General features: G+C 61.6%; 26 protein-coding genes and 1 tRNA gene. 14 read left to right on the top strand and 13 right to left on the bottom strand.

The window, feature by feature from the left end; all coding sequences use genetic code 11:
- The first annotated feature begins 44 nt into the window (after nucleotides 1-44).
- From EOE18_RS05355 to EOE18_RS18675, 5 genes are all read left to right on the top strand, one after another.
- A complete protein-coding gene (locus EOE18_RS05355) occupies nucleotides 45-230 on the top strand; it encodes a helix-turn-helix domain-containing protein (protein WP_127706987.1) in 186 nt (61 codons plus the stop codon).
- A gap of 187 nt (nucleotides 231-417) precedes the next feature.
- Nucleotides 418-621, top strand: coding sequence for a hypothetical protein (locus EOE18_RS05350; protein WP_127706985.1), 204 nt, complete (start codon nucleotides 418-420; stop codon nucleotides 619-621).
- Between the two features lie 92 nt (nucleotides 622-713).
- Complete coding sequence (locus EOE18_RS05345; RefSeq protein ID WP_246027272.1) at nucleotides 714-908, top strand: hypothetical protein; 195 nt, start codon at nucleotides 714-716, stop codon at nucleotides 906-908.
- A 50-nt stretch (nucleotides 909-958) separates the two neighbouring features.
- Nucleotides 959-1,774 carry a hypothetical protein gene (locus tag EOE18_RS05340; RefSeq protein ID WP_127706981.1) on the top strand — a complete coding sequence of 272 codons (816 nt, stop codon included), beginning with the start codon at nucleotides 959-961 and terminating at the stop codon, nucleotides 1,772-1,774.
- Complete coding sequence (locus EOE18_RS18675; RefSeq protein WP_220445971.1) at nucleotides 1,774-2,148, top strand: HGGxSTG domain-containing protein; 375 nt, start codon at nucleotides 1,774-1,776, stop codon at nucleotides 2,146-2,148. Before EOE18_RS05340 ends, EOE18_RS18675 begins: the two co-directional genes overlap by 1 nt.
- Nucleotides 2,149-2,476: 328 nt before the next feature.
- Here the strand turns inward: EOE18_RS18675 and EOE18_RS05330 are convergent.
- Nucleotides 2,477-2,566 (bottom strand) — tRNA-Ser (locus tag EOE18_RS05330).
- A 111-nt stretch (nucleotides 2,567-2,677) separates the two neighbouring features.
- On the opposite strand from EOE18_RS05330, the gene EOE18_RS05325 reads away from it, so the two are divergent.
- From EOE18_RS05325 to EOE18_RS05290, 8 genes are all read left to right on the top strand, one after another.
- A complete protein-coding gene (locus EOE18_RS05325; protein WP_127706979.1) occupies nucleotides 2,678-3,775 on the top strand; it encodes a lytic murein transglycosylase in 1,098 nt (365 codons plus the stop codon).
- Nucleotides 3,759-4,778: an SPOR domain-containing protein gene (locus tag EOE18_RS05320; RefSeq protein WP_127706977.1), complete on the top strand. Its 1,020-nt coding sequence runs from the start codon at nucleotides 3,759-3,761 to the stop codon at nucleotides 4,776-4,778. The genes EOE18_RS05325 and EOE18_RS05320 overlap by 17 nt, the downstream gene beginning before the upstream one ends.
- Before the next feature lie 8 nt (nucleotides 4,779-4,786).
- Complete coding sequence (locus EOE18_RS05315) at nucleotides 4,787-6,076, top strand: D-alanyl-D-alanine carboxypeptidase family protein (protein ID WP_246027271.1); 1,290 nt, start codon at nucleotides 4,787-4,789, stop codon at nucleotides 6,074-6,076.
- Complete coding sequence (gene tmk, locus EOE18_RS05310) at nucleotides 6,073-6,699, top strand: dTMP kinase (RefSeq protein WP_127706975.1); 627 nt, start codon at nucleotides 6,073-6,075, stop codon at nucleotides 6,697-6,699. Before EOE18_RS05315 ends, tmk begins: the two co-directional genes overlap by 4 nt.
- Nucleotides 6,690-7,634: an AAA family ATPase gene (locus EOE18_RS05305; RefSeq protein ID WP_246027270.1), complete on the top strand. Its 945-nt coding sequence runs from the start codon at nucleotides 6,690-6,692 to the stop codon at nucleotides 7,632-7,634. Before tmk ends, EOE18_RS05305 begins: the two co-directional genes overlap by 10 nt.
- A 104-nt stretch (nucleotides 7,635-7,738) precedes the next feature.
- Nucleotides 7,739-9,319: a methionine--tRNA ligase gene (gene metG, locus EOE18_RS05300; protein WP_127706973.1), complete on the top strand. Its 1,581-nt coding sequence runs from the start codon at nucleotides 7,739-7,741 to the stop codon at nucleotides 9,317-9,319.
- Nucleotides 9,319-10,098, top strand: coding sequence for a TatD family hydrolase (locus EOE18_RS05295; protein WP_127706971.1), 780 nt, complete (start codon nucleotides 9,319-9,321; stop codon nucleotides 10,096-10,098). Before metG ends, EOE18_RS05295 begins: the two co-directional genes overlap by 1 nt.
- Nucleotides 10,095-10,874: an MBL fold metallo-hydrolase gene (locus tag EOE18_RS05290; RefSeq protein WP_127706969.1), complete on the top strand. Its 780-nt coding sequence runs from the start codon at nucleotides 10,095-10,097 to the stop codon at nucleotides 10,872-10,874. The genes EOE18_RS05295 and EOE18_RS05290 overlap by 4 nt, the downstream gene beginning before the upstream one ends.
- A gap of 81 nt (nucleotides 10,875-10,955) precedes the next feature.
- Here the strand turns inward: EOE18_RS05290 and EOE18_RS05285 are convergent, their stop codons facing one another.
- The 4 genes from EOE18_RS05285 to EOE18_RS05270 all read right to left on the bottom strand — a co-directional run bounded on the left by EOE18_RS05285 (nucleotide 10,956) and on the right by EOE18_RS05270 (nucleotide 15,653).
- On the bottom strand, nucleotides 10,956-12,446 hold the full coding sequence (locus EOE18_RS05285) for a hypothetical protein (RefSeq protein ID WP_127706967.1): 1,491 nt from the start codon (nucleotides 12,444-12,446) through the stop codon (nucleotides 10,956-10,958).
- A gap of 118 nt (nucleotides 12,447-12,564) precedes the next feature.
- Nucleotides 12,565-13,977 carry a dihydrolipoyl dehydrogenase gene (lpdA, locus tag EOE18_RS05280; protein ID WP_127706965.1) on the bottom strand — a complete coding sequence of 471 codons (1,413 nt, stop codon included), beginning with the start codon at nucleotides 13,975-13,977 and terminating at the stop codon, nucleotides 12,565-12,567.
- Nucleotides 13,978-13,982: 5 nt separating this feature from the next.
- Nucleotides 13,983-14,390: an acyl-CoA thioesterase gene (locus EOE18_RS05275; RefSeq protein WP_127706963.1), complete on the bottom strand. Its 408-nt coding sequence runs from the start codon at nucleotides 14,388-14,390 to the stop codon at nucleotides 13,983-13,985.
- A 6-nt stretch (nucleotides 14,391-14,396) separates the two neighbouring features.
- On the bottom strand, nucleotides 14,397-15,653 hold the full coding sequence (locus EOE18_RS05270) for a pyruvate dehydrogenase complex dihydrolipoamide acetyltransferase (protein ID WP_127706961.1): 1,257 nt from the start codon (nucleotides 15,651-15,653) through the stop codon (nucleotides 14,397-14,399).
- Nucleotides 15,654-15,797: 144 nt separating this feature from the next.
- Here EOE18_RS05270 and EOE18_RS05265 point away from each other — a divergent pair, with 144 nt between their 5' ends.
- Nucleotides 15,798-16,253: a universal stress protein gene (locus EOE18_RS05265; RefSeq protein WP_127706959.1), complete on the top strand. Its 456-nt coding sequence runs from the start codon at nucleotides 15,798-15,800 to the stop codon at nucleotides 16,251-16,253.
- Here the strand turns inward: EOE18_RS05265 and EOE18_RS05260 are convergent.
- The 8 genes from EOE18_RS05260 to dnaJ form a co-directional block, all read right to left on the bottom strand.
- Complete coding sequence (locus EOE18_RS05260; protein ID WP_127706957.1) at nucleotides 16,250-18,610, bottom strand: ribonuclease R family protein; 2,361 nt, start codon at nucleotides 18,608-18,610, stop codon at nucleotides 16,250-16,252. The genes EOE18_RS05265 and EOE18_RS05260 overlap by 4 nt on opposite strands.
- A gap of 47 nt (nucleotides 18,611-18,657) precedes the next feature.
- A complete protein-coding gene (locus EOE18_RS05255; protein WP_127706955.1) occupies nucleotides 18,658-19,962 on the bottom strand; it encodes a M20/M25/M40 family metallo-hydrolase in 1,305 nt (434 codons plus the stop codon).
- Between the two features lie 97 nt (nucleotides 19,963-20,059).
- Complete coding sequence (gene proS, locus EOE18_RS05250; RefSeq protein WP_127706953.1) at nucleotides 20,060-21,625, bottom strand: proline--tRNA ligase; 1,566 nt, start codon at nucleotides 21,623-21,625, stop codon at nucleotides 20,060-20,062.
- Nucleotides 21,626-21,721: 96 nt separating this feature from the next.
- On the bottom strand, nucleotides 21,722-22,306 hold the full coding sequence (gene phaR, locus EOE18_RS05245; protein ID WP_127706951.1) for a polyhydroxyalkanoate synthesis repressor PhaR: 585 nt from the start codon (nucleotides 22,304-22,306) through the stop codon (nucleotides 21,722-21,724).
- Between the two features lie 132 nt (nucleotides 22,307-22,438).
- The gene (locus EOE18_RS05240) at nucleotides 22,439-22,876 is read right to left on the bottom strand and encodes an iron-sulfur cluster assembly scaffold protein (protein ID WP_181953015.1); all 438 of its coding nucleotides are present in this window, start codon (nucleotides 22,874-22,876) and stop codon (nucleotides 22,439-22,441) included.
- The gene (locus EOE18_RS05235) at nucleotides 22,876-23,451 is read right to left on the bottom strand and encodes a CvpA family protein (RefSeq protein ID WP_127706949.1); all 576 of its coding nucleotides are present in this window, start codon (nucleotides 23,449-23,451) and stop codon (nucleotides 22,876-22,878) included. Before EOE18_RS05235 ends, EOE18_RS05240 begins: the two co-directional genes overlap by 1 nt.
- 12 nt (nucleotides 23,452-23,463) lie before the next feature.
- On the bottom strand, nucleotides 23,464-24,855 hold the full coding sequence (gene radA, locus EOE18_RS05230; RefSeq protein WP_127706947.1) for a DNA repair protein RadA: 1,392 nt from the start codon (nucleotides 24,853-24,855) through the stop codon (nucleotides 23,464-23,466).
- A 76-nt stretch (nucleotides 24,856-24,931) separates the two neighbouring features.
- Complete coding sequence (gene dnaJ, locus EOE18_RS05225; RefSeq protein ID WP_127706945.1) at nucleotides 24,932-26,071, bottom strand: molecular chaperone DnaJ; 1,140 nt, start codon at nucleotides 26,069-26,071, stop codon at nucleotides 24,932-24,934.
- Nucleotides 26,072-26,116 lie beyond the last annotated feature (45 nt).

Genomic DNA, 26,116 nt, shown 5'->3' with positions numbered 1-26,116 from the left:
GTGCGTCCGCACTTAGCGCGGGCGGTAACACAGGGATAACACCCATGAAAAAAGCATACGGCACCCTGCCCGAAGCCGTGCAGTTCTCGGGCATGTCGCGCACCTCGATCTATGAGGCATTGAAGCGCGGCGATCTCAAGGCTCGCAAGGCCGGGCGGCGCACGCTAATCTCGTTTGCCGACCTTGAAGCCTATCTGGCCAGCCTCCCGACCTATCAAGCGGGAGTATGAGCGATGGCAGCACAAATGCAAAACGCCGGGTTGTCCCCCGGCGTCTCGCGCGATCTGCTTTTTCTCGGCTGGTCGCATTCCCCATCTACCGCATCGGACTGGCGGGCGCAAATGCTTGCGGCCCGTTTCTGCCTGTCGCCTTGGATGGCGCGGGATATGGCGCGGCACTGCTTTGGGGAGGGCTGCCATGAATGACAGCCCCTTTCCCGATCACCGGGCAGCGGCGCTTGCCCTGCTTAACGGCAACCACCGGCTGAGCCGCAAGGCCGGGCAATTCCTTGGCCAGCTTGCCGTCGATTGCACGCCCATGAGCGAAGCGCAGGCCGATTGGCTGGCCAAGTTGCTGGACCGCGCGGGCTTGCCGCCCATGACAGAGGGAGGCGCGGCATGAGCACCTATCCTGATGCACCGGGGCACCGGAACGTGGAAACCTCGGTTGCCGCTGCTAATTCCCTTTCCCCAAAGTTGGGGAGGCTCCAGCGCATGGCAGAGGGTGCAATCCGCGATGCTGGCGAGCATGGCCTTACCGCCGATGAATTGGCGGCACGGCTCAATATGGACCGCTGGTCAATCCAGCCTCGCACCAGCGAATTGAAGCGCAAGGGGCTTATCCGTGACAGCGGGCAGCGCAGGCCGAATAGCACAGGCAAGCTGGCTATTGTCTGGGTTGCCCCGTGATCTCTGCCGCCATGCCCAAGTCATCGCGCGCACAAGCGCAAGGGGGCCCTTTGAAACTCCACCGGGATTGCGGTTTCGGTGGAGTTTCAATTGCCCAGCGCCAGCCCCAAAAGGCCGTAAAGCCTCTGGTTTCAGAAACTGGCACGGCGCTTGCTATTAATTACCTTACCTCTGGTGTGGCAGCCCTTTCCGCTGGTGGCACTGGCAGAGGCGGCGCGCGTAATCGTGCCGACCGGGAGAGCCATGCCCTGACAGCCGCTCAAATTGGCAATCTCAAGGCCGCTGAGCACCATGCCGATAAAATAGGGCTGCCCTTTACCCGTATGATCTCGATTCACTGGCAGGCGGCTGGCGTGCCCTTGGCGGGCATGGCGAAGGCGACCTATCGTTTTACCGATCTGCTTAAAAAGGCGCTGGCCCGGCATGGCAGCGGCACGGCATGGCTCTGGACGCATGAAAACGCCCCCGGCGACGGGCATGACAAAGGCGGGCACTGTCACTTGCTCGCCCATGTGCCTTCCGATTTGGTGCCCGTTGTTACGGCGCTGCAACGGGGCTGGCTTCGTCGGATCACCGGGCAGCCTTACCGGGCGCGCGTGATCCACAGCAAACCGATTGGCGGGCGGTTGGGGCTGGAGGCAGGCAATCCCGACCTCTACGCCGTCAATCTGGACGCAGCGCTTGCCTATGTCCTGAAAGGCGCAAGCCCGGAGGCTGCGTCACAATTCGGCCTTGAGCGGCTGGAAGCGGGCGGGCGCGTGATCGGCAAGCGTTGCGGAACCTCTCAGAATATCGGCACGAAGGCACGCAATATGCATGTTGAGTTGCCGCACAGTTCCACGCGCGCGAGAAGGGCAGGGTCATAATGGGCAGGCACTACAAAGAGGTTTCGGCGGCGCTGGCGATGTTTTCCGCGATCTTTGCCCGGCAGCGCGAAATGGAGGAACGGGCCGCCCGACTGTCCGACGATGACAGGCGCGTGCTTTTCCGCAATTGGGCTGCGCGTGCCAATGAGGCACAAGCGGCGGGCAGGTATGTGCCGAGCTTCCCCCAATACCTTCGCGGCCTCGCCTGTGGTGCGATCAAGAAGAACGGCAAACCCTGCGGCATGACGACGCTGGGGGCGAACGGCAGGTGCAAATTCCACGGCGGCGCATCGACGGGGCCGCGCACGCCAGAGGGCCGCGCAAAGGCGCTTGAAAACCTCAAATTGGGCCGCTTGAAACGCGGGAAGTCATAGGTTCGATTTAATAGAGGGATTGTTTGGCGCATCCAGCGTATTTCGGCGTTTTCGGTCGATTGCCTGTCGCCCGTCACATTTGACGGTGAAGCTGTCATAGCTACTCCGGCCCGGCATCCCGCCATTTCCAGCCGCGATTTGTCGCGTAGGGTGTGTATCGAACTGCACATGCGCCAGCCGGGCAAACTCCCTGAATTTGTGTGCCCGATCTGGAAAATCGCTCCGGCAGCATTGCCCATGCCAAAGCGCCTAGCGCGCGACCTATCGGGGAGCGGTTATGGGAACTGGGATGCTTATTTGAAAAAGAATCAGTAAAATCAATGTCTATTGGCGGACAGGGTGGGATTCGAACCCACGGTGGGCTTCCACCCACGGCGGTTTTCAAGACCGCTGCCTTAAACCACTCGGCCACCTGTCCGTTGCATGGGCGCATAGCGTGTCCAGCGGGCAGAGCGCAAGGGGTGGTTGAGCCAATATGCGCAGGAAGGCCGCCTTTTTCTTGGCCGCTTACTGTGCCATAGGCCATGGCATGCTGAATTTCCGCTTCAAGAATTGGCTTTCGGGTGCTGCCTGCTGCTGGCTTCTGGCCTCTATCACCACCATCGCCGATGCCCAGCCTGCGCCGATTATCCCTGCGCAACCTTTGGATCTGGCCCCCGCAACGGCGCCGACACCGCAAGACCCCGATGGATTTCAGGCCTATCTGCAAATGCTGGCCGCCCGCGCCCGCGCCGAAGGGGTGAGCGAGGCCACGATTACCGCCATGACCAGCGGCATCAGCTATAACCCTCGCGTCGTGCAACTGGACCGCAATCAACCCGGCGCCAGCAATAGCCCGACCCCGCCCGCCTATACGCCCTATCGGCTGTCGCATGTGGATGCCGCGCGGATCAACCGCGGGCGGGCGGTGCTGCGGGGGCTTGGCGATACCGGCGCGCAGGTGGAGGCTCGCTATGGCGTGCCGGTGCCGATCCTGCTGGCGATCTGGGGCGCGGAAACCGATTATGGCGCGGCCAAGGGCGGGTTTGATCTGGCGCGAGCCTTGGCCACGCTGGCCTTTGAAGGGCGGCGGCGGGAATTGTTTGCGGGGGAATTTGTCGCCCTGCTCAAAATGGCCGACAAAGGCGTCCCGCGTGATCGTCTGACGGGCAGCTGGGCAGGGGCCTTGGGCAACCCTCAATTCCTGCCCTCGGTCTATCTGCGCTATGCCAAGGATGCCGATGGGGATGGCTTGGCCGATATCTGGAACAGCCGCCCCGATACACTGGCCTCTATCGCCGCCTATTTCCGCAGCGCAGGCTGGCAAAAGGGCCTGCCTTGGGGCGTACAGGCGCAGGTTCCGGCTGACCTAAACCGTGATGCGCTACAAAGTCGCCTCGAATCACCCTCCTGCGCCCGCGTTCATGCCCGCCACAGCCAGTGGAAAACCATGGCTGAATGGCGCGCCTTGGGCGTCACCAGTGAAAAATATCTGGCCGACAACACACTGGCAGCGTTGATTGAACCGGATGGCATCGGGAAAACCGCCTATCTCTTAACCGGTAATTATAGGGTTATCCTCGATTACAATTGTTCCAATTATTATGCCTTGAGCGTGGGGTTACTGGCCGATGAGATTGCCCGATAGATTGCCGCTGTTGCGGCGCAGCCTGTGGAGCGGCGTTTGCGCTCTGGCTTTGCTGGGGTCTCAGGCGGTAGGGCGCGCGCCTGTGGCGCTGCCGGTGGTAAATGATCCTTCGGCGGATTATCCGGTGATCCTGGGCGATCCCTACAAGATTGGCGCGACGGTTTTCACCCCCGCCGACACGATGAATTACGATGCCGTGGGCTATGCCAGCGTAGGTGGCCCCGCCACCGGCTATAGCGCCGCGCATCATACTTTGCCCTTGCCCAGCTATGTCGAGGTCACCAGCCTTGCCTCTGGCCGCACAATCTTGGTTCGGGTGGAAAGGCGCGGGCCGATGGATGGCACGCATGCGCTGGAACTCTCGCCTATGGCGGCGGCGCAATTGGGCCTGTCGGGAGATGGTGCGATCCGTGTGCGCCGCGTGAACCCGTTGGAGACGGATCGGGCGTTGCTGCGCTCTGGCCATGCCGCGCCGGAGCGAATGGCCACGCCCAAGACCTTGCTGGATGTGTTGATCCGCCGTCTGGAAAAAGACCCCGCCGCCACCCGCGCCGGAGCCTCGCTGGTGCGCGGTAATCAACCTGCCGGTGTGATGCCGGTTGCGCCTGCCAAGCCGGTGAAGGCAGGGGCAGGCAAGGTGGCCAAGGCACCCAAGATTCTGCCGCCCACCATCCAGCCTCCCACCGCTGGCGCTGATTATTCCGCGCCAGAGCCTGTCGCCGATCCGGTTAACCCGCCGAGCCAGCCCGAATCGCGGCCAGCTCCAACCTTAGCCACCGCGCGACTGGCGCTTTCGGGCCATATCTATGTGCAAGTCGGCGCCTTTTCCGACCGCGCCCGCGCGCAGGCTGTCGCGCAAAAACTGGGCGCAAGTGTCACAACTGTGGGTAAATTGTGGCGCGTGCGACTTGGGCCCTATGCCAAAGAGCAACAGGCTGGCTGGGCGCTGGCGAAGGCGCGGAACGCAGGATATAGCGAGGCGCGAATCCAGCACGGGGAATAGGACGCGTTTTGGCTTTTACCGCTTGGCATAAGGGTGTGATGGCAGCAGGGCTGCTGACGGTTTCCGGCTTGGCGATAGTAGCGCTATATGGCGGCCATGCCTCGGGCACGGTGTCGGTGCCACTGGCGCCACCTTTGCCTTCGCCCACCTCCACCACCATGGCCGAGGCCGCGCCTGCCAGCGACAATGACCCCGCGCCGCCTGCTGCTGTGGCGGCGGCTCCGGTGGCTTTGTTGGTAGACCTTGGCTCTGGCCGCACGCTTTATGAGCATAATGCGGACCAGCCTTTCCTGCCTGCATCCGTCACCAAGACGATGACGGCCTTTGTCGCCTTTGAAATGCTGGCCAAGGGTGAATTGCGCGAGGAGCAGACTTTCAAGGTCAGCCGAGAGGCATGGCGCGAATGGCATAGCAAGGGCAGCCGGATGTTCCTGTCCGATGGCAGCCAGGTGCCTGTCCGCGACCTGTTGCTGGGCATTATGAATGTATCGGCCAATGATGGCGCGGTGGTTCTGGCCGAAGGGGCGGGGGGCAGTGTCGCTGCCTTTGTGGCGCGCATGAACGCCACGGCCAAGGAATTGGGCATGACGCATAGCCATTTCGGCACGCCCAATGGCTGGATGGACAAGGGCGTCACCCATGTCTCGGCGCGCGATCTGGTCAAATTGTCCGAGGCGATGATCCATCGCCACCCTGACTATTACCACCGCTATGTCGGGCAAAAGGGGATGACTTGGAACGGCATAACTCAGCCCAACCATGATCCGACTTTGGGCATTGTGGAAGGCGCGGACGGCATCAAGACCGGCTTTACCGGCGAGGCGCATTACAATTTCCTCGGCTCGGCGTTGCGGGGGAAAAGGCGTCTGGTGATGGTGCTGGCCGGTGTGGAAACGCCCAAGGAACGCACCGCCGCCGCCAAAGCCTTGCTGGAATGGGGCTTTAACGCTTGGGAAGATAAGCCTTTGGTGCCGGAAGGGACGCCACTTTCCTCTGCCGCCGTGCAGGGGGGCATGAAAAGCGAGGTGAAGCTGGAGGCCCCGCGCGATTTCTATGTTACGCTGCCTAAGGGCGGCCATGCGCCGGTGTCGATGCGTCTTGTCTACCACGGGCCTTTGGTCGCGCCGATTGTGAAGGGAACCACCGTGGCCGAACTGGAAGTGCAGCTGGGCAAGAACAAGCCGGTGCGCCTGCCGGTAACGGCCGCGGAAGATGTGGCCAAGGGCGGCTTTATCGAGCGGGTTAAAACCGGTTTTGCACGCCTGATCGCGCCCGCGCCGGAAAAGGCTCCGGCATGACGATCGGCCGTTTCATCGCGCTGGAAGGCGGGGAAGGGGTGGGCAAATCCACCCAGAGCCGCCTGTTGGCGCAGGCTTTGCGCGAACGCGGGCTGGAAGTGGTGATGACCCGCGAACCGGGCGGCACCGCAGGGGCGGAAGCGATCCGCGCGCTGGTGCTGGGCACCGATGGTGAGGGATGGGGGGCAAGGGCCGAGGCTCTGCTGTTTGCCGCTGCCCGCGCCGACCATGTGGAGCGTTTGATCCGCCCCGCTCTGGCGCGGGGCGCTTGGGTGGTGTGTGACAGGTTTCTGGACTCCAGTCGTGCCTATCAGGGCGGCGGTAGCGGCCTTTCCGACGCAGATATTCGCCAATTGCACGCCATCGGCAGTGAAGGCCTGCTGCCCGACCTGACGCTGTTGTTTGAAGTGGCACCCGAGATCACCGCTGCCCGCCTTGCCGCGCGTGATGTGGACGGATCGGACCGGATAGGCGGCAGGCCTGCCGATTATCACGCCCGCGTGGCCGCCGCCTTTGCCGCCTATGCGCAGGCGGAGCCAGAGCGCTTTGCCCGCATTCAGGGCGGCGGCGCGGCGGAGGAAGTGCATCACACGGTGATGGCAGCGCTTGCGCCATGGCTATGATGCTGGGCCATGAGGCCCCGTGGCGCGAATGGCGGCAGGCTATGGCGGGCCACCGGATGCATCACGCATGGATACTGTCTGGCCCGCAAGGCGTGGGCAAGGGCAGTTTTGCTCTGGCCGCTGCCGCCGAACTGGTGGCCGAGGCGGGCGTGCCCCAGCCAGAGCCCGATGCCCATCCCGATATCCTGATCCCCGAACATCCCCCCGCGACCAAGGAGGATGAGAAAAAGCGCGAGGCGGGCCAGCCCTTCAACCGGAAGCGGGCGATCACCATTGATGAAATCCGCAACCTCCAGCGCCGCTTGACCACGCGGCCTACACTGGGGCGGCGACGGGTGGTGATTATCGATCCGGCGGACCATCTGGAAAAGAATGCGGTCAACTGCCTGCTGAAATCCTTGGAGGAACCGCCAGAGGGCACCTATTTCCTGTTGGTGGCGCATCGGATCGGGCGTTTGCTGCCCACCATCCGTTCACGCTGCCGTATCCTGCGCTTTGCGCCTTTGCCTGACGCCCAAGTGGAACTGGTGCTCAGCCGCGCCGTGCCCAACAGCGATGAAGCCACTCGCGCCGCTGCAATTGTGGCCGCCCAAGGCTCGCCCGGTGTGGCGCTGGAATTTGTCGAGGAAGATCTGGCGCCTGTGCATCAGTTGATGCAGCGTTTGCTGGATGAAGGGGACGCCGGTTTCCGCCTGCGTGGGGCTTTGTCCGCTGAATTGGGCGCAAGGCCCAGTCGGGAGCGGGTGGCGGCAACCTTCGAACTGGCGCGGGCGGTGTTGGCGGGTGCCTTGCGCGGGGCTGATCCGGCGCGGCAGGCACGTTTGATCGAGGCGCATAGCGCCGTGGCCCGATTGGGGCTGGAAGCGCCGCAGTTCAATTATGACGCGGCCATGCTGGCCATGGAATTGGGCGGTTTGATCGCGGCGGCGCATTAAACGGGCCGGTATCGCGCTGCGCTTTCAAAAAACTGTTTCCTCCCCCCGCGCTCCTGCCTAGAGAGGCAGCCGACATTTCTCTCCAGCACAGGTATTGCAGGCCCATGGCCGAACCATTCTATATCACCACCGCCATCGCCTATCCCAATGGCAAGCCGCATATTGGCCATGCCTATGAAGCGATTGCCGCCGATGTCATCGCCCGTTTCCAGCGGGCGCAGGGCCGCGACGTGCGTTTCCAGACCGGCACGGACGAACACGGGCTGAAAATGGCGCAAAAGGCGCGCGAGCTTGGCATGACTGTGCGCGACCTGTGCGACGAGATGAGCGCGCATTTTCAGGCCATGTGTGATGCGTTGAATATTTCCTATGACCGTTTCCAGCGCACCACCGCGCCCGAACATTACACCGCCAGCCAGGCCATCTGGCGCGCGATGGCGGACAAGGGCGACCTCTATCTCGACCGCTACGAAGGCTGGTATTCGGTGCGCGACGAGGCTTTTTATGACGAAAGCGAACTGGTCGAAGGCGAAGGCGGGGTAAAGCTGTCTCCGCAAGGCACGCCGGTGGAATGGAATGTGGAAGAAAGCTGGTTCTTCCGCCTGTCTGCCTATGGCGACAAGCTGCTGGCCTATTTTGAAGCCAACCCCGATTTCATCCAGCCCGAGAGCCGCCGCAACGAAGTGATCAGCTTTGTAAAGGGCGGTTTGCGCGATCTGTCTGTTTCGCGCACCTCGTTTGATTGGGGTGTACCGGTGCCCGATGCGCCAGGCCATGTGATGTATGTTTGGGTCGATGCGCTGACCAATTATATCACCGGCCTTGGCTATCCGGAAAAAACGCCGGAGATGGAAAAGTGGTGGCCTGCCAATATCCACCTGATCGGCAAGGATATTGTGCGTTTCCACACCGTCTATTGGCCCGCTTTCCTGATGAGCGCGGATTTGCCTCTGCCCAAAACGGTGTTTGGTCATGGCTTCCTGCTGCATCGTGGCGAGAAAATGTCCAAGAGCCTTGGCAATGTGGTGGACCCGCTTGAACTGGCCGAAACCTTTGGCGTGGACGCCTTGCGCTATTTCCTGATGCGCGAAGTCAGCTTTGGGAACGACGGCAGCTATTCCGCCAAGGCGATTGTGACGCGCTGCAATGCCGAATTGGCCAACAGTTTCGGCAATCTGGCGCAGCGCACGCTTAGCCTTATCTTCAAAAATCTGGGTGGCGAATTGCCGGAATTCAATGGCAATTCCTTCCAAGAAGAAATTAACTTGGCCGAAATTCAGTATAAAGAGTTGGCCGAAGGCCTCATTCCATTATTTGAAAAGATGGATTTTTCACAAGGAATTGATTGCTGGATGCGAGCTGTTTACGCTTGCAATCAATACATCGATGCTCAGGCGCCTTGGAAATTAAAGAAAGAAAATCCGGAGCGCATGAAAGACGTTCTGGCTATGTTGTTCTTGCAGCTACGGGATCTAGCAATCGCAATCGCACCGGTCATTCCAGACAGTGCTAACAGGCTGCTAGACCAGATGGGGATTCCAGCTGATGAGCGGAACTTAGGATCGATTTACGAAAATACTCTCGATCCCTATACTTGGTATGAACGCCTTCGCCAATCGGGCTTTACCCTGTCGCAGCCGGTGGGCGTGTTCCCCCGTCTGGAAATGCCGGTGGACGCCGACTGATGCTGATCGATTCCCACTGCCATCTCAACCACAAGGGCGTGGTGGAAGATCAAGCCGCCGTGCTGGACCGTGCGCGGGCAGCGGGGATCGGCGCGTTCCTGAACATTTCCACCATGCGCAGCGAATGGGAAGCGGTGATTGCCACCGCCGAGCGTCACGCTGACGTTTGGGCCACGGTGGGTATCCACCCGCATGAGGCCGACGACCATCAGGATCTGGGCGAGGCGGCTTTGCTGGCGGCCTCGGCCCATCCTAAAGTGGTAGGGCTGGGCGAGGGTGGTCTGGACTATTACTACGACCATTCCGACCGGCAGGTGCAGCAAGATGTGTTCCGCACCCATATCCGCGCCGCGCGCGAAACCGGTCTGCCGCTGGTGATCCATACCCGCGATGCGGAGGAGGATACGGCGCGCATTCTGGAAGAAGAAATGGCCATGGGAGCCTTTCCGGCGCTGATCCATTGCTTTACCGCCTCGGCCGATTTCGGGCGGCGGATGCTGGATTTGGGGTTGACCATCTCGCTGTCCGGCATTGTAACTTTCAAGAGTGCCAAAGACTTGCAAGGCTTTGCTGCGGAAATACCTGAGGATCGGTTGCTGGTGGAAACCGACTCCCCATGGCTGGCCCCCGTCCCCCATCGCGGCAAGACTTGTGAGCCAGCCTTCACGGCCGACACGGCGCGCTTTGTGGCAGGTCTGCGCGGTGTGACACCGGAAGCTTTAGCGGAGCAGACGACCGCGAATTTCTATCGGCTGTTTGCCAAGGCGGTGCGCGCATGAAGGTCTTGTTGCTGGGCAGCGGGACCTCAACCGGCGTGCCGCGCCTGGCGGGACCGGATGGACCAGATTGGGGCGATTGCAATCCCAACGAACCGAAAAACCGCCGTACGCGTGCCTCGATCCTTTTGGAAAATGACGCAGGTTCGCGGCTTTTGGTCGATACCAGCACCGATTTGCGCCAGCAATTGATGGCCAATGACATCCACCGTCTTGATGCTGTGTTCTGGACGCACGACCATGCCGACCATTGCCACGGCATCGATGACTTGCGCCCGTTCCGTTACGGTCGCGGTGGACCGCTGCTGGGTTATGGAGCGGAAGAAACGGTGCGGCGACTGCGCAATCGCTTCGGATATGTGTTTGCGGGGCAGTTTGGCTATCCGACGATCGTGCAATTGGAGACGCTTGACCGGCTGAAAATGTGTGTCGGCTTTGGCGTGGACTGGTGCCTGATGCGGCACGGTCCTGCCATGAGCACCGGCTTCCGCTTCGACTGCGATGGCAAGGTTGTGAGCTATGCCACGGATTTCAGCGAGATTTCCGATGAGATGGTCAATTTGTTCTACGGCAGCGATTTGCTGGTGGTGGACTGTCTGCGGCGTGATCCGCATCCAACCCACGCGAATTTGAGCATGTCTTTGGAACTGGCGCGGATTACCAAGGCCAAGCGGGTGGTGCTGACGCATCTGGATAAGAGCATGGATTATGCAACGCTGAGCCAGGAGGTGCCTGCCCATGTGGAAGTGGGCTATGATGGCATGTGGGTAGATGTCTAAGCGCACTGCCGCTGATCTTTGTTTACATAATGTGGATTATAAACCCAACGTGGTGACCGGTGTGGGGCCCCGCTATTTACATCAATATGGGTGCTGAAAAGAAGCCTCGCCCGACACAGGATCCCGCCAAGGCTTTGACCAGCAGCGATAAGGATTATGCGCCACCACCATTTGCGTATCCGATGACCTGATCGCTTCCGGCAAAGCTGCCCATGGCGCCGTGTAAGTCGCATAGCCATTGCGGATGACGCCCAGATAGCCGCACAGAACCGGCGTTGCTGCTTGCCAAGTCACCGCCCGCCAGATCTCCCCCGCAGGCGTTGCAATCCCAAAAACCAACGCAACCATGATCCAGCCCTTGGCCTCTTTAGCCCATGGCTGCGGTTCTCCCAAGGCATGGCCGATCGACAAGGCCAAAATCGCCAAAGCCGGAATGCTGGCTCGCATGGCAAAATCCACGCCGTCTCCAATTTGCCCGCAAGGCACGACGAGCAGCGCCAGCACCGCTATCCACCTGGTGTCTATTCCAAAGGGCTGCTGACGCTTCATTCGCCAGAGCGCTAAGCAATAAGCGCTAATTTCCAACAGGATAAATATGGGATATCCTGTGATCTGGAAAGATTGGGCCGCGCCTTGCTTCACCGCACCGCTTCCCGCCGTGAGATAAAGCAGCGCAGGTCCGCAAGCCACAAGAGCCAGCGCCCCAGCAAGAAACTCATGCCAGAGCCATTTCCTTCGCCAGACCTCCACTCCGCCTGCATAGGCCACAAATGGCAATCCGCCGATCATGGCCAAGGGAGACAGCAAAGCCACCAAAGGCATGGCTGCCACCAGCACGGCCAAAGGCACCAAACCCCGCCACCACAGTAAATAGGCCAGCGCCAGCACCCAGCCTGCCATGGCATGCTGCGGCACCCAGAATATTTGCGTGATCGTGCTGGAAAATTGCACTCCGGCCCAGCCTTCCAGATGCAGCGCCAGAGATTTGCCGGCCACCCATTGGCCCAGAACATCCATACCGGAAAATCCGAGAAAACTGCCCAGCGCCACCCACTGCCGCCTTGCGCCTTCAAACAGCGCCGAACCCATGGCGATTAGTCCCGTCAGCAACAGGCTATTCTGCACCAACAATGCCCAGCAAGCAGCAGAAAAACCGGCATATTGCCCAACAAGACCGGGCAAGAGATACATGCCCAAAGGCAAGCGCAGGATCAGCGGCCCACCGTGATGCGCAAAGGCAAAGGGCCAAGGTTGCGTGGCCAGATCATGCAGCACGGCATAGCGGACTTGCCAATCGGGCGTGGCATAAAACAGCCCGCCTTCACCGCCCAGCACCAGCAACAGGACCGAAAGCGGGAGAGCGACCGCAAAAACCCGTCTATCAATACGGCATTCTGTCCATTTCTGCCGCGCGATCAACAGCAACAGGGCCACCAAAGCCCCACCCGAGGCTGCAAACCAGCCCCAACCCAGCCCCAGATAGCGCCACAACAGAACCTGCATCAGGCCCAGCGCAGAAACCCACGCCAGCATCACCATGCGCAAAGAAATGGAGGGGCTTGCCTTCATCATCCCCCCACCCTCGCCCATGATGGTTAATTCACCGCTAACCACGCATAAAAAAGGGGAGAGACTCTATGGCCCCTCCCCTCTTTTCAACAGCTTGGATGCTTAACTGAAAGTGACCTGATCAGATATGCAGGGCACGACCATAAGCCGCCAAAGTGGCTTCATGCATCATTTCCGACAGGGTTGGATGCGGGAAGACCGTGTTCATCAGTTCCTGCTCGGTGGTTTCCAGCGTCTTGCCCACCACATAGCCCTGAATCAATTCGGTCACTTCGGCGCCGATCATGTGGGCGCCCAGCAATTCGCCGGTCTTGGCATCAAACACCGTCTTGATGAAGCCTTCCGGCTCACCCAGAGCGATGGCCTTACCATTGCCGATGAAGGGGAAGGTGCCAACCTTGAGCGTGTAACCGGCTTCCTTGGCCTTGGCCTCGGTCAGGCCGACGCTGGCCACCTGCGGGTGGCAATAGGTGCAGCCCGGAATATTGCGGCGGTCCAGACCATGCGGGTGGACTTCCTTGTTACCGAATTCCTGCGCAATGGCTTCAGCAGCGGTCACGCCTTCATGGCTGGCCTTATGCGCCAACCACGGTCCGGGCGTCACGTCACCAATGGCCCACACGCCTTTGACGTTGGTGCGGCCCAGCGGATCGGTGTTGATGATGCCACGCTCGGTGGGAATGCCCAAGGTTTCCAGACCGATATTCTCGGTATTGGCGACAACGCCCACGGCCACGATCACATGGCTGAACTCTTCCTCGGTCACCTTGCCATCGGGGGCCTTGATCTTGGCCTTCACGCCCTTGGCATCGGCCACCAGACCTTCCAGACCCGTCTTGGTGCGGATCTTGAAGCCCTGCTTGGTCAGCGACTTTTCAAGGAAGGCCGAGACGTCAGCGTCTTCGGCAGGCACGATGCGGTCGGCCATTTCGACCACGGTCACATCAGCGCCCAGATCGTTGTAGAAGCTGGCAAATTCGATGCCGATTGCGCCCGAACCGATCACCAGCAACTTGGTCGGCATTTCCTTGGGCGTCATCGCATGGCGATAGGTCCAGATGCGGTTGCCATCGGCAGGCGCAAAGGGCAGGTCGCGGGCACGCGCACCGGTCGCCACGATAATGTGCTTGGCGGTCAGGACCTCGGTGCCCTTTTCGCCCTTCACTTCCAGCTTGCCGGGGGCCAGCAGTTTGCCGACGCCCATGTGCACGGCAACCTTGTTCTTCTTCATCAGATGCGTCACGCCCTGATTAAGCTGCTTGGCCACGCCGCGCGAACGGGCGACCACAGCGGCCAGATCGGCGGCAACGCCGGTGGCCGACAGACCATAGGCCTTGGCATGCTGCATCTGGTGGAACACTTCTGCCGAACGCAGCAGCGCCTTGGTAGGAATGCAGCCCCAGTTCAGGCAGATACCGCCCAGATTTTCGCGCTCCACAATGGCCGTCTTCAGCCCCAATTGGGCCGAGCGGATCGCCGCAACATAGCCACCAGGGCCCGAACCCAGAACGATCACATCATACTGTTCAGCCACAAGTCTTACTCCTGAACCACCGGAACGGCCGCTACTTCGCGCGGCCTGCCGGAATCATCAACTGCCACAAAGGTGAAGGTGGCCGCGGTGACCTGAATCATTTCCAGTTCAAAGCGGTCGCGCCGCCATGCCTCGATATGAATGGTCATCGACGACCGGCCCACCTTGATTATCTCGCCATAAACAGAGACTTCATCGCCAACCTTAACCGGCTTCAGGAACTGTACCCCGTCCATCGCGATGGTCACCGCGCGGCCCCGGGCATGGCGCGAGGCAACCAGCCCCGCACCATTGTCCATCAAACACAGCAGCCATCCGCCGAAAATGTCACCATACATATTCGCGTCCGCCGGCATGGCGGTCACGCGGATGACAGGTTCGGCGGACGAACGCGGCGATGTCGGCTCGATCATCGCAGCTTAGGCCAGCAGAGCCAGCGGGTTTTCCACCAGTTCGCGGAAGGCCTTCATCAGCTGTGCGCCGTCCGAACCGTCAATGGCGCGGTGGTCAAAGCTGCCGGTGGCCGACATGACCGATGCCACGCCCAGCGAGCCGTCTTCCAGCACCCAGGGGCGCTTTTCACCGGCGCCAATGGCCATGATCATGGCCTGCGGCGGGTTGATGATGGCTTCGAACTGCTTGATGCCCATCATGCCCATGTTCGACAGGCTGGCCGTGCCGCCAACATATTCGTTGGGGGCCAGCTTGCCTTCCTTGGCGCGCTTGCCAAGGTCGCCCATTTCGGTGCTGATCTTGGCCAGACCCTTGCCAGCGGCATCGGTGACGATCGGAGTGATCAGGCCGTTGGGGATCGACACGGCCACGCTGATGTCAGCGCGGCTGTACTGGCGCAGCGTGTCACCGGCAAAGGCGACATTGCACTGGGGCACCTGCGTGAGGGCCACGCCCAGAGCCTTGATCAGCATGTCATTGACCGACAGCTTCACACCGCGCGCGGCCAAAGCGCTGTTGAGTTCGGTGCGCAGCTTGAGCAGGGCGTCCAGACGCACGTCCACCGTCAGATAGATATGCGGCACGGTCTGCTTCGATTCGGTCAGGCGGCGCGCGATGGTCTTGCGCATGCCGGACAGCGAAACGTCCTCATGCGGAATGCCAAAGTCGGGCAGCGCAGCAGGAGCGGCCACCGGAGCGGGCGCAGCAGCAGGCGCGGCCACGGGCGCAGCGGCAACAGGCGAAGCGCCTTCCACGTCAGCCTTCACGATGCGGCCATTGGGGCCGGTGCCCGCAACGCCCGACAGGTCCAGACCCTTGATCGCGGCAATGCGCTTGGCCAGCGGCGTGGCGATCACGCGGTCACCCTTGGCGGCAACGGCCACGGGGGCAGCAGCGGCGACAGGCGCAGCGGCCACAGGGGCCGCAGCAGCCACCGGAGCGGCGGCAGCGGGCTTGGCCACGGGCGCGCTGGCATCTTCGTCTTCACCCGCCAATTGGGCGATCACCGTGCCAACGGCCACGCCATCGGTGCCTTCGGCCACTTCGATGGAAACAATCGTGCCTTCATCAACAGCTTCAAACTCCATCGTGGCCTTATCGGTTTCGATTTCGGCCATGATGTCGCCAGCGCTGACCGTATCGCCAACCTTCACCAGCCAGCGGGCCAGTTTCCCCTGCTCCATGGTGGGGGACAAGGCGGGCATTTTGATTGCGATCGGCATGGGTGCTTCGCGTCCTTCTTGGTGATGGAATCAAAGCGCTTCTGCCCACATTGTTCACGTTCGGCAAGATGCTTGCGCGGAATAGGAATGTGGTTGATAGGTCTACGCACAAAACTAATGGCTCGTGGCTAAAAGGTGACGCCCATGCGTGTCTATTTGGTTATCATGGATGAGACGGACGAATCCGTTGTCGCTCTGCGCTTTGCCACGCGCCGCGCGATCAAGACCGAGGGGCAGGTGCATATTTTGGCTGTCGTACCACGTCAGCCATTTTCCGCATTCGGCAGCATTCAGGCCACCATCGAGGACGAGGCCCGCGCCCGCGCCGAAACCGTGGCTACGGCGGCAGCAGGCAGCGTGATGTCCGAAGCGGGCCTGATGCCGGTCATCAGCGTCAGCGCTGGTGACCCGATCAAGGTGGTGCAAACCTATCTGGCACAGCACCCCGAAGTGGCCGCTCTGGTTCTGGGCGCCGCTTCGCAAGGCACCCCCGGACCGCTGATCAGCCATTTCACGGGGGCAGGGATCGGCGCCCTTCCCTGCCCGCTATTTGTCGTTCCCGGTGGCATGAGCGAAGCCGAGATCGATCGCCTCAGTTAGCGCTTCTTCTTGCCCTGATGGCGGATATTGGCCGGACGCCCACGCTTGCCCACCAGATGGTTGCCGCGCTTGAACAGAGGCTCGCGCTTGGGCTTGTCCTCGCGGTGGCCACCACGGGCCTCGATCCGGCCTTCGCTATCCTCCGGCTCGAATTTCAACGCGCCGGTCAAGGGATTGGCCTCGGCCAGACGCAAGCGGATACGGTCGCCCATGGAAAAGCGCGTGCCGGTGCGCTCACCTTCCAGCGCTTGCGCCTTTTCATCATGGAAAAAGCGTTCATCGCCTAGCACCGAAATGGGCACCAAACCATCGCCGCCCAGTGAGATGATCGTGGCGAACAGGCCAAAGCGCTGCACGCCGGTGATGCGGCAATCAAACACTTCGCCCACGCGGGTGGCCAGCCAAGCGGCGACATAGCGGTCAATCGTCTCGCGCTCGGCGGTCATGGCGCGGCGTTCGGCCACCGAAATGGCATCGCAAATCTTGCCCAGATCGGCGCCGTCGCGGGCATGCAGGCCGGAAGCCTCGGGCAGATCCTCATGCGGCGCGGGCTGTTCTAAACCAAAGGAATCGACCAAAGCGCGATGCACCAAAAGGTCGGAATAGCGGCGGATGGGCGAGGTGAAATGCGAATAGCTGCCCAATCCCAGCCCAAAATGGCCCGCATTGCGCGGACCATAATAGGCCTGCGTCTGGCTACGCAGCACCGCCTCCATAATCAGCGCCTTTTCCGCCTCATCCTCAATGGCCGACAGCATGCGGTTGAACAGCGCGGGCGTAATCACCTGTCCCAGCGACAGCTTGCGCTCGAAGGTCGCCAGATAATCCTTGAGCGCGATCAGCTTTTCGCGGTTTGGCGGTTCATGGATACGATAGACCACAGGGGCTACCTTGCTTTCCAAAGCCTTGGCCGCCGCCACATTGGCCGCGATCATGAAATCTTCCACCACGCGATGCGCGTCCAGACGTTCGCGCAGAGCGATGGAGGTAATCCGCCCCTTCTCGTCCAGCATCACGCGGCGTTCGGGCAGTTCCAGATTGAGCGGATCGCGCGCTTCCCGCGCCTTGGCCAAGGCTGCCCATGCGCCCCACAGGCTGACCAGATGCGGCTGCGCGCGCGCCTCATCGATACGCGCCTGCGCTTCCTCATAGGCTATCACTTCGGCAATTTGCACGATGGCGCGGGTAAAGCGGAAAGATGTCATCTTGCCCGCGCTATCAAAGGTCATGTGGCAGGCCATGGCCGCGCGCGGCGCCCCCGCCTTCAATGAACAGACATCGGCCGATAGCACTTCGGGCAGCATCGGCACCACGCGGTCGGGGAAATAGACCGAATTGCCACGCTTGCGCGCCTCGCGGTCCAGCGCGCCGCCAGGGCGGACATAGAAGGACACGTCGGCAATCGCCACCACAGCGCGCCAGCCCCCCTGCCCGTCTTCCTCGGCCCAGATCGCATCGTCATGGTCGCGCGCGTCGCTGGGGTCGATGGCCACGATGGGCAAATGGGTCAGATCCTCACGCTTTTCCCGCGACAGGGATTGCTTGGCCGACAGTTCCGCCTCGCTCACCACTTCGCTGGTGAACACATGCGGGATGCCATGTTTGTGAATGGCAATCAGGCTGAACGCCTTGGGCGCCAGCGGATCGCCCAGCACCGCCGTCACCCGCATGCCCGCACGCGGGGATCGGCCTGCCGGTTCGGCCAGCACCAATTGCCCCGCCTCTGCCCCGCCCAGATCGGAAATGGGGGAGGCATGGCGTTCGCGCTTGTCCACCGGCGCCAGCCAGCCCTTGCCCGCGCCGTCCAGTTCCACCACGCCCATCACCGCTTCCAGCGAGGAAGGCATTTTCTTCATCGCATGGGCCAACCAGCCAGCGCCGGCTTCCTCGGTGCGGGCCAGAATGCGGTCGCCCGGCTTTAACGGGCCAATCCCGCGAGTGGCGGGGCCTTTCTTGGCGCTGCCGCGTGGTTCCACAATGCGCAGGCGGGGCGGCGGGGTGGCGTCATCGGGCTCCCAATTGTCGGGAATGGCAATCGGTTCGCCATCCTCGATATCCACCACGCGCAGCACGGTCACCTTGGGCACGCCGCCCATGCGGTGATAGGCGGTACGCTTGCCGTCGATCAGGCCTTCATCGGCCATGTCTTTCAACAGGGCCTTGAGCTGGATCTTCTCCTGCCCTTTCAGGCCAAAGGCCTTGGCAATCTCGCGCTTGCCCACTTCCTCGGTGGCATTGCTGATGAAATCCAGCACTTGCTGGCGCGTGGGCAGGCCCGGTTCAAACTTGGGCTTGCGCGGGGTGTTCCCGGTGCGGGGCGAAAGGGTCTTGCGCGAGGGTTTCTTGTCAAAAGGCATGGGGATGCCATGAGCGCAAACAAGGGCCGAGGCAAGCCCTCACACAGTCAAGGGGCGGCCCTTTCATAGGCGCCACCGGGCAAGGCGCTGGCAATCGGGCTTTGCGCGCCATTGGCGGCGCGGGCGGAAAGGCCAAAGAACCAGTCATCGCCGCGCAGGCCTTTCAAGGTGATGCTGGTGCCCTGTGTGATGGCAAAGGGCTTGGCCTCCCACCCGCTGGCATCGGTTCTGCGGCGCCACAGGGCATAGGATTTGGCGCCCGCCACCGCGTTCCATGAAAGCTGGGTATCGGGCGAAACGGCAATCTTCTGGGTTGCCGCTGGCGGCATGGGCGCGGCGGCTATAGCAGTGGCGGCGCGGATGTTGAGAGCGGTGACGCGGGCCAGATAGGGGAAGTCCATGAATTCCATCGTATCGCCAAATTGCGTGGCGCCTTCGCGGCGGATGTCCTGATGCTGGTGGTCGTAATTTTCCACCGCCACCGTGAAGCGCACCGCCGGAAAGCCCTTTTCCTCGAACGGCAGATGATCCCCTCCCCGCCCCACGCGATCGGCTCGCCACACTTGCCGCACGGCCAGATCGGGCGCGGACAGGCCCGCGATAAAGCGCGAGAGATTGCGGCTCGGCCCGTCATTCTCGCCCCCTTCACGACGCTGGGCGGCGGTCAGCTTGGCATCGGCATTGGCGCGCGGGCCTTCAGAAAAGACGCGGATATGCTTGTCATCCACCAAGCCGTCCGAGCCGCGCGTGTTGCCCACAATATCATTGTTGAGCACAGCTTTCACCTTCCACCCGCGCTCTGCCGCCACATCGGCCAACAGGCGTCCGCCCAGCAAGCCCTGCTCCTCGCCCGACAAGATGGCATAGACCACCGTGGTAGGGAATTGGCGCTTCGACATGATCCGCGCCGCTTCCAGCACCAGGGCCACGCCCGAACCATCATCATTGGCGCCCGGAGCATCGGCGGTGGCATTCATGGGATCGGAGACACGCGTGTCGATATGGGCCTGAATGATAGTCACTTCATCGGGCCGCTCTGTCCCCTTTTGAATGGCCACCACATTGACCAGACGGGTTGGCGTGGGGATGCGCGCGCTGGTGACCATGCGTTCGGGCAGGTCTATGACCAGACAATCGCTGCATTGCGCCCCGATTCGGCGGAGTTGCGCCTCGGCCCAGCGCCGCGCAGCGCCAATCCCGCGCTTGGGGTCGTCCTGAGAGGAAAGCGTGTGGCGCGTGCCGAAGCTGACCAATGTGCTCACTGTGGCACGCAGGCGTTCGGGTGAAGGAACGGTTTGGGCAGAGGCTGCGGCAGGCAGCAAAGCTGCGGCGATAAGGGCGTGTCGGATCATGGCATCAAGAATGCCATGGCGCGGTGCTCTGCGAAAGTTAGCTATCTGGCGTAGATAGAGAAATGGCGGCACCCTTGGGATGCCGCCATTCGGATTATTAGTAGCTGCGCGCCACGTAGATCCATTCTACCGCAGGCTCGCCGGTGAAGGGGCAGTTGCCCTCCACAGGGCGACCATCCATCGGCGTGTTGCGGATGGTCAGCTTGAGCGCTTTCAACTGCTCCACCACCTTGTCCAACGCCGCGCCGGTGGGACGGCTCCAGCCCATTTCCACCCAGCCGGGGTATTTCTTGTCCTCGCCGAAATAGGCGGCCAGTTCGTCCAGCGTGGTCAGGCCGCGGGTGATATTGGCATCGCGCTGGGCGGTGGCCTGTGCGTGCAGATTGGCCTGAATGCTTTCCAGCTCGGCGGCGGCGGCGGCGATGAAGGCTTCCTTGGCCTGCGCCACAAAATTCACCTTGGCATCCTCGCGCCACAGGGCATCGCGGCGCAGAGCCGAAACCTGACCATTGGCCGCGTCGCGCCCGCCGATTTCCAGAATGATCGGCGCGCCCTTCTTGACCCAGGCCCAACGCTTCTGCGTGGCCTTGCCGGCACGCTTGTCGAGCAGAACGCGCAAAGGTTCGCCCAAAGCCGACAGCTTGACCAATTCGCGGCGCAGTTCCTCGCAATAGGCCAGCAATGCCTCGTCGCCATCATCCTCGCGCAGCATGGGCAGGATGATGATCTGATGCGGCGCGATGGCGGGCGGCACGCGCAGCCCATCGTCATCGCCATGGGTCATGATTAGGCCGCCGATCATGCGGGTGGAAACGCCCCAGCTGGTGGTATGCGCCAAGGCCTGCTCGCCCTCGCGGTTCTGGTAACGGATGCCCGCCGCCTCGGCAAAGCCGGTGCCCAGATAATGGCTGGTGCCCGCCTGCAAAGCCTTGCCATCCTGCATCATGGCTTCGATCGAATAGGTGGCCACGGCGCCGGGGAAGCGCTCGTTCTCGGGCTTTTCACCGGCCACCACCGGCATGGCCAGCACGTTTTCGGCAAAGTCGCGATACATTTCCAGCGCGCGCAGAGTTTCCTTCAGCGCATCCTCGCGGTCGGCATGGGCGGTATGGCCTTCCTGCCACAGGAATTCGCTGGTGCGCAGGAACATGCGGGTTCGCATTTCCCAACGCACCACATTGGCCCATTGGTTGACCATCAAGGGCAGATCGCGCCAGCTCTGAACCCAGCGCGCCATGGCGGCACCGATCACCGTCTCGCTGGTGGGGCGCACGATCAGCGGCTCTTCCAGCTTGGCTTCGGGATCGGGGATCAGGCCGCCCTTGCCATCGGCGATCAGGCGGTGATGGGTAACAACGGCCATTTCCTTGGCGAAACCATCAACATGGTCCGCTTCCTTGGCAAAATAGCTCAAGGGGATGAACAGCGGGAAATAGCAATTGTCGACGCCGGCTTCCTTGATCCGCGCATCCATCAGCTTTTGAATGCGTTCCCAGATGCCATAGCCCCATGGCTTGATCACCATGCAGCCGCGCACGCCGCTTTCTTCCGCCATTTCCCCTTCAGAAACAACCTGTTGATACCATTGCGCGAAATCTTCCTCGCGCTTGATGGTCAGGGCGTGGCGGATTTTGGCGGCGGGGCTTTGAGTCTTCTGGTTCATGGCGCAAAGCCCTAGCGGCCCCGAACCGTCCAGTCCAGACAGGGAATGCACCAAAGGTATCGCGGGCCAGCCCATGATACGGGCTGGCCCGATGGCTTACTTGGCCAGCTTGTCCAGCATCTTTTGCATCTCGGCCATCTGGCTGCGCAGAGCATCCAGTTCCTCACGCGTGCCGCCTTCAGCAGGCTTTTCCTTGGCAGGCTCTGCCGCAGCCGTTTCCCCGCCCGCTTCGGCGCCGGGGATGAAGGCCGCCGCCGCCGCCTGGAACATGGCAATATTCTGCTGCGCCAGCTTGGCCAGCGGGTTGCTCTCGATGCTTTCCTCAAACGCCTTGCGCAGCTTGAGCTGGTTGGCGCGGAACTGGTCCATCGAGGCTTCCAGATAATGCGGGATCAAGCCCTGCATCGAATTGCCATACATGCCGATCAACTGGCGAAGGAAGTTGACGGGCAGCATCTGCTCGCCGCTGGCTTCCTCTTCCATGATGATCTGCGTCAGGATCTGGTGGGTGATATCGGTGCCGGTCTTGGCGTCCAGCACGCGGAATTCAATGCCCTCGCGGGTCATCTTGGCCAGATGGTCCAGCGTGATATAGCTCGAGGACTGGGTGTTATACAGCCGACGGTTCGCATATTTCTTGATGATGACCGTTTCGGACTTCTGTTCTGATTGTGTTGTCATATCTCATCACTCCTCCCAGAGCATGTTGCAGGCTAACACCTGCAGCATGTGCAAAGCAACAAGTTGCTGCCGCGCAACAGAGATTTGTGTGGGATAATAAAAAAGGTGCAGCAATCCGCACAAAAGGGTGGGTTATGCCGCGTCTGCGCTGGAAAAAGCGTTGATCACCGCCTGCCAGCCAAGCAGGATCGCGCCATGCCTTCCGGCAAAGGCACGCGCCGGTTCCAGCACATGCAGCCCCGGCCAATCGGGCAGATCACCCTCGCCTGACAGCCAGTTTTGCAAGGCAGTTTCGGCCCGCCGGAAATCTTCCAGCGCAAGCCCCTTTGCCGCGCCCAGCATAATCGCCGTGGCCGCCTGACCGATGGCACAGGCTTGTGCCGCCACACCTATGCGATCGATCGCGCCCGACGCATCCAGCGCCAAAGCAACGCGCAAGCTGCTGCCACAGGATGCCGAGCGCGCATGGCCTTGCAGCGGAAGCGCTTCATCGAGCGGATAGGACACCAGCGAGGTGGCCAGCATCAACACTTGCGGCGTGTAAAGGGCGGCAACGCTGGCCAAGGCCATCAGGCCCCCTTGTGCCGCTTGCGATGGGTAGCGGTCGCGCTGGGCTCTGGCGAAGGAGTGGGGCTGGCGGCAGCTTCCGCCGAAGCCTTGCGTCGCTCTGCAATGCGATTGACCATTTCCACGCTGCAAGCATCGATAAAGCGATAGGTGCGCGCCTTGGTCATCCAGTCAGGCCGACCACCGGGCCCCCAGATCGTATCGTAAAACAGCACGATCACCGAAAAGCCCATCACGATAATGATCGTGCCCTTCACCGCGCCAAAGCCAAAGCCCAGCACGCGATCCACCGGCGCCAAGGCCGAAGCGCGCGAGGCCGAACCCAAGGCCCGCGCAAGCAGACGCACAGCCACATAGGGCAAGATCAACAGCAGGAAAAAGGCCAGAACACTTGCGCCGCTTTCCGTGCCGACCTTTGGCCCCAGAACATTGGCCAAAGGCGTGTGCAGAGTGCGGATGGCGATGATCGAGGCGGCAATCGCGAAAAGCGAAATCGCCTCCTGCACAAAGCCACGCAGAAAACCATAGGTAGCGGCAAGGCCCACCACCACCAGCACAAGGATATCAAAACCGGTCATAATGGCTTGGGCCTATTCGCTCCCCACAATCTGGTCAACGAGATTTGGCAGCAAAGACAAGCGATGGTGCCGCATGCCCTCCACCGCCTTGGGCTTCCCGCCCTTGCCGCCAACACCCATCTCGTCCGGACCATAGGCCTGATCAAAGCCCAGCTTGGCCGATTCCCGCAAACGCAACCCGCCATGCGCCACCGGCCTGATCTCGCCCGCCAGTGATACTTCGCCAAACCAGACGGCGCGTTGGGCCAAAGGCCGGTCCGCCAGCGCCGAAACCAGCGCCGCCGCCACCGCCAGATCGGCAGCCGGATCAGCGAGACGATAACCACCCGCCACGTTCAAATAGACTTCCGCGCTGGAGAAATTAAGCCCGCAGCGCGATTCCAGCACCGCCAGCAACATGGCAAGCCGCCCGCTATCCCAGCCCACCACTGCACGGCGGGGCGTGGCGCCCGATTGCAAACGCACGATCAGCGCCTGAATTTCCACCAGCACCGGCCTTGTGCCTTCAATCGCGGGAAACACAGCGCTGCCCGCCATCGCATTGTCGCGGCCAGACAGGAACAGCATCGAAGGATTGCCCACTTCCGCCAGCCCCTCGCCCGCCATGGCAAATACGCCAATCTCGTCTACGGGGCCAAAGCGGTTCTTCAAATTGCGCAGGATGCGATATTGGTGGCTGCGCTCGCCCTCGAACGCCATCACCACATCGACCATATGCTCCAGCACGCGAGGCCCAGCAATATTGCCGTCCTTGGTCACATGCCCCACCAGTACCACCGCCGCGCCACTATCCTTGGCATAGCGGATCAATTCAAAGGCGCAGCCGCGAACCTGACTAACCGTGCCCGGCGCGCCCTCGATCTGGTCGGAATGCATGCATTGGATTGAATCGATCACCAGCAAGTCGGGCGTATCCATACTGCCCAAAGTGGTGAGAATATCGCGCACTGATGTGGATGCTGCCAGTTTGATCGGCGCGCTGGCCACGCCCAAACGTTCGGCACGCAACCTGATCTGGCCGGGAGCCTCTTCGCCACTGATATAGACCGCCAATCCGCCCGATTGGGCCACTTTCGCGCTGGCCTGCAACAATAGCGTGGATTTGCCGATACCCGGATCGCCGCCCATCAAAATGGCGCTGCCCGGAACGAGGCCCCCGCCCAAGGCGCGGTCAAATTCGGCAATGCCGGTGCTGCGCCGCACCAAGGCCTCTCCGGGCTTATCCAAGGGTTCGAACAAAACCTTGCGCCCGCCGGAGGACAAATCATGCTTGGCCGAAAACACCGTCTGCGGTGCTTCCTCGGTCAGCGTGTTCCATTCCTGACAATCGTCGCACTGCCCCTGCCAACGGTGGGTAACGCTGCCACAGGCAGAACATACAAAGCGACGTTTCGGTTTGGCCATGGCGCCAAATTAGGGAGAACATTAAAGGAACGCAAGCAAAAAGCGGCGGGAGTGTTTGCCTCCCGCCGCTTGATGTTCATTCGGTCAGATCGTTCCAGACCTCTTTGAGCCGGTCAAAGAAGCCCTTGCTTTCAGGGCATTGTTCGCCCGTCTCGTTGGCCTGGAACTCGCGCAGCAATTCCTTTTGGCGTGTGGTCAGCTTGGTGGGCGTTTCCACCGCCACTTCTACCACCAGATCGCCAATCCCGCGCCCGTTGAGCACCGGCATACCGGCGCCCCGCTTGCGCAACTGCTTGCCGGTCTGGATACCGGCGGGAATGTCGATCACATGCTTCTGGCCATCCATGCCGGGGATTTCGATTTGTCCCCCCAGCGCGGCGGTGGTGAAGCTGATATGCGCCCGCGTCAGCAGCGTCGTGCCGTCGCGGTCGAACACCGGATGGCGACGCAGGTGCAGGAAGATGTACAGGTCGCCCGCTGGTGTGCCCGCAGGCCCCGCCTCGCCCTTGCCCTGCAAGCGGATGCGGTTGCCATCGTCCACGCCCTTGGGAATGGCCACTTCCAGCTTCTTGCGCTGTTCCACACGGCCTTCGCCACGGCAGCTCTTGCAAGGCTTGTCGATCACCTCGCCGCGGCCATGACAGGTGGGGCAAGTGCGCTCCACCATGAAAAAGCCCTGTTGCGCGCGCACCTTGCCATGGCCACCGCACATGTTGCAGCGGCGCTTGCCCGTGCCCGGCTCGGCACCCGAACCCTTGCAAGGGTCACAGCCCACCGCGACATCGACTTCCACTTCCACGGTCTTGCCATGGAAAGCGTCTTCCAGCCCGATTTCCAGATCATAGCGCAGATCGGCACCGCGACGGGCCTGTTGCCGCCCGCCACCGCCGCCAAAGGCATTGCCGAAGATGCTTTCGAAAATATCGCCGAAATCACCGAAATCGGCGCCACCCTGAAAGCCGCCGCCGCCTGCCCCGGCCCCGCCTTGTTGATAGGCAGCATGGCCATAACGGTCATAGGCCGCGCGCTTTTGCGGGTCCTTCAGACAATCATAGGCTTCGCTGATCTGCTTGAAGCGCGCTTCGGCTTCGGCATCCCCGGGGTTGCGGTCCGGGTGATATTTCATCGCCAGCTTGCGATACGAGGACTTCAGCACCCCGTCATCGGCGTCACGGCTGACTTCGAGCAATTCGTAATAGTCGATTTCTGCCGACATTGCATTTTCCCCCGAAAGGAGGCCCGCCACCGCCGAAGCGGCAGC

Source organism: Novosphingobium umbonatum (genome assembly GCF_004005905.1).
Classification (GTDB): domain Bacteria; phylum Pseudomonadota; class Alphaproteobacteria; order Sphingomonadales; family Sphingomonadaceae; genus Novosphingobium; species Novosphingobium umbonatum.
This window is presented reverse-complemented; position numbering and strand designations above follow the sequence as displayed.